The 7,789-nt window shown below is 58.8% G+C and carries 6 protein-coding genes and 1 pseudogene; all 7 read right to left on the reverse strand.

Annotated features, from left to right (window positions below; genetic code table 11):
* The gene (locus ACM62R_RS07705) at positions 1-1,410 is read right to left on the reverse strand and encodes a nodulation protein NodH (RefSeq protein WP_415183477.1); all 1,410 of its coding nucleotides are present in this window, start codon (positions 1,408-1,410) and stop codon (positions 1-3) included.
* Positions 1,411-1,413: 3 nt separating this feature from the next.
* On the reverse strand, positions 1,414-3,111 hold the full coding sequence (locus ACM62R_RS07710; RefSeq protein ID WP_415183478.1) for a beta-1,6-N-acetylglucosaminyltransferase: 1,698 nt from the start codon (positions 3,109-3,111) through the stop codon (positions 1,414-1,416).
* The gene (locus ACM62R_RS07715; RefSeq protein ID WP_415183479.1) at positions 3,108-4,118 is read right to left on the reverse strand and encodes a glycosyltransferase family 2 protein; all 1,011 of its coding nucleotides are present in this window, start codon (positions 4,116-4,118) and stop codon (positions 3,108-3,110) included. Before ACM62R_RS07715 ends, ACM62R_RS07710 begins: the two co-directional genes overlap by 4 nt.
* A 49-nt stretch (positions 4,119-4,167) precedes the next feature.
* On the reverse strand, positions 4,168-5,406 hold the full coding sequence (locus tag ACM62R_RS07720) for a glycosyltransferase family 4 protein (RefSeq protein WP_415183480.1): 1,239 nt from the start codon (positions 5,404-5,406) through the stop codon (positions 4,168-4,170).
* Positions 5,396-6,382, reverse strand: a complete 987-nt coding sequence (gene galE, locus ACM62R_RS07725; protein WP_415183481.1) for a UDP-glucose 4-epimerase GalE — start codon at positions 6,380-6,382, stop codon at positions 5,396-5,398. Before galE ends, ACM62R_RS07720 begins: the two co-directional genes overlap by 11 nt.
* 3 nt (positions 6,383-6,385) lie before the next feature.
* Positions 6,386-7,279 (reverse strand): UTP--glucose-1-phosphate uridylyltransferase GalU, encoded by an 894-nt coding sequence (gene galU / locus ACM62R_RS07730; protein ID WP_415183482.1) that lies wholly within the window; start codon positions 7,277-7,279, stop codon positions 6,386-6,388.
* Positions 7,280-7,413: 134 nt separating this feature from the next.
* A pseudogene (locus tag ACM62R_RS07735) lies at positions 7,414-7,789 on the reverse strand (hypothetical protein); the annotation flags it as partial.

A 7,789-nucleotide genomic window follows, 5' to 3' on the forward strand; every position in this document is an offset into this window, starting at 1 on the left:
TCAGGGCCGCCACGCCGCAAAGCCAAATGTGATATAATCGCGCAGGTAGGCTGCGCGCGCGGCCGATTCTAACGTCTCATCATAAATCGCGCCAAGCGGATAAGGCAGACCGGTTTCGTCTTTGGGGGTGAAACGCGGTGCTGCCACACCAACGACTTTCGCCAAGTATGCCAGATCGGTGATGATATCGGTTTCGCGCATAATCATATCGGGCGACGCAAACTGCGAAAAACCGTGGAGTATTGCCGTTTGGCTGGCCCAGATGGGATCAATGCGCAGACTGGTCTGACCGTTGACGTTGGGCTTTAGAAACCTTAGAAATGCCAGAAAGGCCGCGCTGAATTCGGTGACATCCATCCCGCCAATCTTTTCGTCTGCAGGGATGGGAACCTTGTAGGTCTTGCGTAAAATCGCACGGGTGTCGGCCTGACCGGGGCGGGCCAGAACCCAGGAAAATGCCAGATGCGCGCGCAATAGCGGATGGCGCAGCACCGTAAAGCTGCGGTGCCCCGGGTGGGCACGTTTCCACTGGCGCAGGGTTTTTTGGGAAAATCCCTCTTCCAGTCCGCCGTCGCCCAGCAGGGCAAGCCATTCGCGCAGGGCGATATCCTGCCCGGGGCGAACCGGCATATATAAAAGCCCCGCCCCCTTGCTAGCGATAAATCCGGGTACCGAGGGGCCGCGACGCGGTTCAAAATTTGGCAGGCGCGACAGATTGAAACGGTCAAGCCGGGCCAGCGAAGTTTCCATCTGGTTAAAATTACGAACCTTTTGTGCCAGTTCTTCGGGGTTTTGCGGCACCATGGTGCCGGGTATGGCCTCCAGCGCAGCCTCAACGCCTAAAAACCGGGCAAGACCGTTCAGCACTTTCAGATCACGGATGTCATCATAGTCGAGATAAAAGGCGGTCTGGCCGCTGGTCTGAAGGGCATGGAGCAAATTTGTTTGAAATGCCTCCAGGCTGCTTAGGTGGTTTTCAAACTCATCACTATCAAAGTCAGCAAGGGCTTGCTTGCGGTGTCGGGCATCGCCTAGTTTCCACTGGCCGGTTGACCGCGCGATTTTCAGACTGACATAGCTTTCAATCGGGTTGCGGGTCAGAATGATCTTGGCGCAGCGTGGGTCATCCAGCAGCGTTTGCAGAATGCGTGGGTCGTGATTGTGAAAATATCGAAACCCGTTCAGACCGGGCGCGGCCTTGATCCGCGTCAACAGGGCGAATGGGTCGGCGTCGCGCGCGGCAAGGCTAACGCCCAGCAGATCGCCGCGATTCGGATACCCGATCAATGCGGGGTTGAACGCTTCACCATGGCAGGTGACACCCGGTAGCGCATTCAGGCAAGATTCAAGAAGATTGGAGCCGGTGCGCATTTCCGCGAACATAACGAACGTCTCAAAACGGCGCATCATGGATCACTTTATCAGGTAGGGGCGCTCTTGGCGCGGTATATTGGGCCACCGATCATGCGTTGCGGAAAAATCACCCATCAGACGGGGCTGCATGCCCTGATTTTTCAGATTCTGCAGGAATTGACCAAAACCGGTCAAATCGACCATGCGCGGCACCTCGGCCAAAGCACGGGCGGTGGCGGGGTTGATTTCGTTGAGGATGGTTTGCAGATGCTCCATCGGGTTTTCAATGAACTCGGCCAACGTCCAGATCCGCACCCGAGCCTTGACATACATTGTCCGCAGTATTGCCAAATGATCGATTTCGATCTGTTGCAAACGTGCAGCATCGCGGCGGATGGCCGAGAAATCCTGGTTCGAGCGAAATAATGGCAGCGCCCACGCCCCGGAAATGACCGAGATTTGCGCATTCGGATCGGTGGCGGTGAACCAGTTTATCGCTTGCGTATCGCGCGGGCTGAACATGAAACACTGCCGTTCGCCGCGGTTGTTCCAGATCAGGTTGGTCAAAAATGCGCGGGGGTTATAATCGCGCAGTGTCGCCACGTTTGACAGGCCGCCCGTTGCAATCGTTTCTCCATTTGAAAATTCGGCGTGCGTTGGGCCAAATAGATGACCATGCACCTGTGCGCCCGTATATTTTGTCAACCACCCATCAAAGTTTTCAAACAGGTCGGTGAATCCTTGAAACATCGAATAGGGCGTTGGGGTTTTGCCATTTTCGCGATCTTTCAGCGGAAAACGGCTTTGCATATAAAGACCCGGTCGGCCCTTTGCGCGCCTTTCGGCGGCCTTTGCGAACAGGCGGTCAATTTTTGCGGGATTCGGGGCCGCCTGCTGTTCTCTATCGGGGTGAGGCGTCAGGAACGTTGCATAAAGGCGGCCCGCCTTGGGCCAGATCTTGCGCGCAACAAAGCAATCGGACCGGCGTAAAAGCTGTAGGTGGTCATCATAGAAAATGTGGGGTTTGCCCTGGATATCGAACTTTGACAGGGTCAGGGACCGGCTTTCGATGCTGGTCGTGTAAAGCCGCGCCAAGGTTTGGAAATAGCTTTCATCGGGGATCCAGACGCGATTGAAGTAACGATCATACCGGGGGCGTTTGGGGTCTTGCAAGATTGCTGACAGGGTTTGGCGGGTCAGGCACCACCATTGGCTACCCAGATGCGGTATCAGCCCGTCGGGGATCTTGCGTTTCAGGCCGACCCGGCGTTGCAGTTCTGTGTAGCGGTCAAACAGCCGTCGCTGGCGTTTCCACGAAAACGGAAACCGCAGGGTGAAGCGCTCAAAGTCCTTGCCGCCAACGGTCCACTCGACATCGGCGGTGGTCACGCTTTCGATGAAATCGGTGTAGGGATGGGCGTCCAGATAGTCCGTCAGCTCTTTTAGCGGGCGCAGTGGCAGGCAAGACCCCGACGCCAGAAAGACGTGCCGGACGCTGGCGTGCATCGCCAAAATCTGTTCACTGGCGGCCTGAGTTGCGGCCACCAGCGAAAACGTGCCCCATTCGCATTTGAATCGGGGCGAAAAACTGATGTTGGGCAGATCCGCCAGCGCGCGGACCATTGCGGTGTAATCGGGGCGGTTCACCCGTTTGTCGACGTGGATCACGATCGGCGCGCCGTTGCTTGCCCAATACCTTGCCACCTGCGCTGCGCGGTCCAGCGCGGTGTGGCACATCATGACGAAGCCCACGGTCATGCCCAATTGCCCTTTGACATCAACCCCAGAATTTCAAGCTGACGCCAGTTCATGTATTTTTCAGACCATTTGCACCAGAGGTCCGGTTCGGCCGAAAGGGCGCCGGAATAGGCTTTGTATTCGCGTGATTGCTCAAAATGTTGTTGGCGCTGCATTTCTTCGTCGACCTTGGCGGTCATGGGCGACAGGAATTTGGCATGGAGCAGGCAACCGCTGATTTTTTCACCGCCAACTTCGTCATAGGTCATGTTCAGCGAACGCGGCAGAAGCATATGGGTTGAACTGATATAGGCGTAACTGCGATGCCATTTCACCAGCGGTATTTTGTTCAGCGCAGGGGCCTGGCTGGGCGTATCGGCAAAGAAGGTGCGGGCACGGGGGCCACCCTGTATCCACAGGTTCTGAAACTGCTTGTTCTTTGAAATGGTGTAATTGCCGCTGTCAAACCAACAGGCGATGTCAAAGGGATTTTGACCTTCGCGGTAGGGCACCGCATTGATCGGGCCTTTGGGATACATATCCAGCAGCATCGCCGGAAAAGACGGAATGTCATAGGTGTCGAGCCAGTCGGTCAGCGCGCAGATTGGCCGGGTATCGCAAAACGGGTAAACGAAGAATTCGTCAGGGTCCACGGTCAGCGTCCAATGCCCGTGGCCGTGACGCAGCAGCAGCCAGTTGATCCAATCCATGCCGTAGCGCGCCCGTTTGTAACTGGCCGTGGTGGTCCAGACCGAGACATCCTTTTGCGCGGCCAGATATTCGCGGCTGCCATCGTCTGACCCGTTATCGACAATCAAAAAATGCGCGATGCCAAGGTCGCGGTAGTACCGCAGAAAATAGGGCAGGCGGATACGTTCATTGCGCAGCGTGACAAAGACCAGAATGTCATTGGGTTTGATCTTACCGGTGCGATCGGCCAACACCTCAAGGTCGCGGCGTCGACGAAACGCGCGGGCAAGGTAGCGCTTGCGCTTCAGGCGCAGGCGGTATGTCTTCCAAATGCGCAATCCCGGCCTTTCAAAGTGGCGGCGGCCCTGAGGGTCTATCCAGTGTTTCTTACGTTTTGTTTAATATGCGACGGAAGTGCTCTGTCCATGTCGGAATGGTTATAGCGGCCCGATATGGTGAAAACGTGGCGTCACTGTGCCGGTTTTGCGCTAGTGCTTCCATGATTTCTGCTGTCCAGGCGGCGCGTGAAGACGGTGCTGCGTAGCGGGCGTGTTCCCCCAGCAATTCGTGCGCGACAGGTAGCGGGGCGGTTATGATCGGGGTGCCCAAGGCTGCCGCCTCAATCAGGGGAAGGCCGAATCCTTCTGCGAATGAGGGCATAAGCAGGGCTTGCGCCCCCGCCAGAAGGGCCGCGACGGCGCCATCAGACAGGCCCGGCAGTTCATGCACCACGCGGCCCATATAGGGCGCGCTGTCCAGCCGTTGGAACGTGGCGGCATTGTTCCAGCCGCGCCGCCCCAGAATAAACAGGCGCGGGGCTTTGGTCTCGGGCATTTGGCGCAGGATCTGTTCCCAGACATCCAGAAGAAGGGCGTGGTTCTTGCGCGGCTCGATCGTGCCGAGCGTCACGAAATAGGGCAAAGACAGGTCCAGCCCCGGCGGCAATGCGGCCCTGTCGGGGGGCGGCGTATCAGCGCCCAGATGCGCCACAACGTACTGGGGCAGGGGCCGCGTGCCCGCGTGACGGACAACATCGTCGGCGGTAGCTTGCGAATTGCAGATCAGCAGGTCAGCGTGGCTGAGCGCCGCTTCCAGCCGGGCGGCAAAACGGGCCGGTTCCGTGGCGCGTGAAAACTGGGGGTAGTCCAACGGGATCGTATCGTGGATCATCACTGCGATGCGCAGCCCCCGTACCGTGCGAAGCCGTGCAAGCGTTTTGGGCTGGGCAGTGGTCTGGCCGACGTTGATATAGGTGCTACCTTGCGGCAGGTGGCGGCCAATCAGCCGGGCCAATCGGGCGTGGGGTGCACGGGCCAGCGCCAGAGGGCGCAGCGCGGCCGCCATTCTCAGGCGTGGTGCGTCGCGGCGGCGCAGGCGGTCTGGCCAGCTTGGGGCCGGTAGGGTGTCTGGCGCGACAAGGCCCTGGCGCAGCGCTGCCCCTGCCGTGCCCGGCAAAAGCAAAAAGCCATAGCTGGTGCGGCACAATAAAAATAACGGCTCGGGGGCTTTTGCCAGTGCGGTCAGATAGGCCATCTCGACCCGGTCAACCCCCGTCAGTGGCCCAAGCCCTGTGCGCGAAACCAGCCGTGTTATATCCAGAACCCGTGCCGCAGGACTAGCGTTCATAATGTCCGGTCTGGTGCCAGCGCCATGCGTCAGCGATCATTGCGGCAACGTCCGCCCTTTGCGGCGCCCAGCCCAATTCCGCAAATGCCCGAACCGAACCGGAAACAAGCTGCGTCGCATCGCCAGCGCGGCGCGGACCCTCAACCAACGGCACGTTCCGGTTGGTAATGGAGCGTGCGGCATCGACAATCTGGCGCACCGAATACCCCGTGCCCGAACCCAGACAGAATACCGACGAACCCTTGCCCGCAGCCAGCCATTTCAGCCCCAGAACATGCGCATCAGCCAGATCTGCCACATGCACATAGTCACGGATGCAGGTGCCATCGGGGGTTGGGTAATCGGTGCCAAAGATGGTCAGCGCAGGGCGTTTGCCGTCTATCGCCTCCAGGATCAGGGGGATCAGGTGGGTTTCGGGGCGGTGATGTTCGCCTACTTCGCCTTCGGGGTCGGCGCCCGCCACGTTAAAATAGCGAAAGATGACCGACCGCAGGCCATGCGCTGCGCCAAAATCGGTCAGCATGTTCTCAATGGCGCGTTTAGAGGCACCATAGGCATTGATCGGCGCCTGCGGTGTGGCCTCGTTCAGCACAACGCCATCCTGATCGCCATAGGTCGCACAGGTTGAGGAGAATACGAAATCAAGACATTGCGCTGCCACCGCCGCCTCGATCAGATTGAGGCTGGCGCAGACATTGCCGCGCCAGTACCGGCCCGGATCGCTCATCGACTCGCCCACCTGGCTGAGCGCTGCAAAGTGCATCACCGCGACCGGCTGCCATTTGGCAAACACCTCATCCAGCCGCGCGCGGTCCATCAGATCACCGTGCTCAAAAGGGCCAAATCTGACCGCGTCCCGCCAACCGGTGACAAGGTTATCAAAAGTGACGGGCACATAGCCCGCTGCCTTCAGTGCCTTGCACGCGTGCGAGCCGATATAGCCTGCACCCCCGGTCACCAGTACATTTTTTGTCATCGCTTACTCGGCCGCCTTTTGCATTGCTGCAAGGTCGCCCAGATACTGTGCAAATTCGTCCCGAAGATCGGGGCGGGCCAGACCAAACGCAACCGTTGCCTGCAAGAACCCCGCTTTTGAGCCGCAGTCAAAGCGCTGCCCCTTGAACCGGAACCCGTAGACCGGGTTTCCAGCGGTGATTTCTTCTGCGATGGCGTCGGTCAATTGGATTTCGCCACCGGCGCCGGCTTTCATCCGGTTGAGGTTGTTCATCACATTTGGCGTCAGGATATAGCGCCCGATTACCGCCAGGTTTGAAGGCGCATCTTCGGTCTTTGGTTTTTCGACCATGCCCTTGGCGCGCACAGTCGCCCCCATGTCGTCAGAAACATCAAGAATGCCGTAGGCCGAGGCCTTTTCTGGCGCGACTTCCATCGCCGCAACCATATTGCCGCCGGTTTCGCTATAGGCTTCGATCATCTGCTGAAGGCAGGGCTTGTCGGCGGCAATCACGTCATCGGTCAGGATCACCGCGAAGGGCTCATCACCAACCAGGCGGCGCGCGCACCACACGGCGTGGCCAAGTCCCAGCGGGCGGTTTTGCCGCAGATAGGCGATGGCGCCTGAATCCATGTTGGTGGCCTTCAGGACGTCCAACAGCGCATCCTTGCCAGAGTTGCGCAGACTGGCTTCCAGCTCTGGGGCGTTGTCAAAGTAATCCTCAAGCGCGGATTTGCCGCGCGAGGTGACAAAGATGAATTCCTTGATGCCCGCAGCGCGGGCCTCGTCGATCGCGTATTGGATCAACGGGCGGTCAACCAGGGTCATGATCTCTTTCGGGATCGATTTGGTTGCGGGAAGAAAGCGGGTGCCCATGCCTGCGACCGGAAAAATTGCTTTCGTGACCTTGCGTTTCATATATCACCTATCAATTCCGAACTATCTTTGTATCGGTCATGCTGCTTTGCCGCATTATGGCACAAATTGCCATTGCCGTTTCTGCTTATCGGCTGGGAATTGCCTTAACCAAAGGGAAATGTGGCGCAAGTTTGCTATAAGGGTGCGGTCGTGGGTGCGGCGGGATCGGTTTGTGCCGCGTCAACTGGGCGCAACGGGCTTATCCGATTGGTTTCTTGTGCCAGCCGGGTTTGGAAATTTGCGACAGTTGCTTTGGCGTCGCGTCGGGCACGACCCCAAAGCCCGCCGCTTTGTTCCCAATAGCCCGCCTGGTCAAAGCGGTGTTGGTGGCGGCGCAGGCTGCGGCTGAACAGGAAAACCGTCACGACAGCGCCGCGTGCCACCTCTTGCCGGGCGGTGGCGCGCAGGCGCCCGGCCTGCCAAGGGCGACCCGCCAGAACGCGGCCGGGGCGATTATCGGTTGGAAATAGCAAGAACGGTGGCGGATCAAGGCGCAGCGGCGGCAGGTGG

Origin of the sequence: Phaeovulum sp. (assembly GCF_047638075.1) — a bacterium.
GTDB lineage: Bacteria > Pseudomonadota > Alphaproteobacteria > Rhodobacterales > Rhodobacteraceae > UBA6197.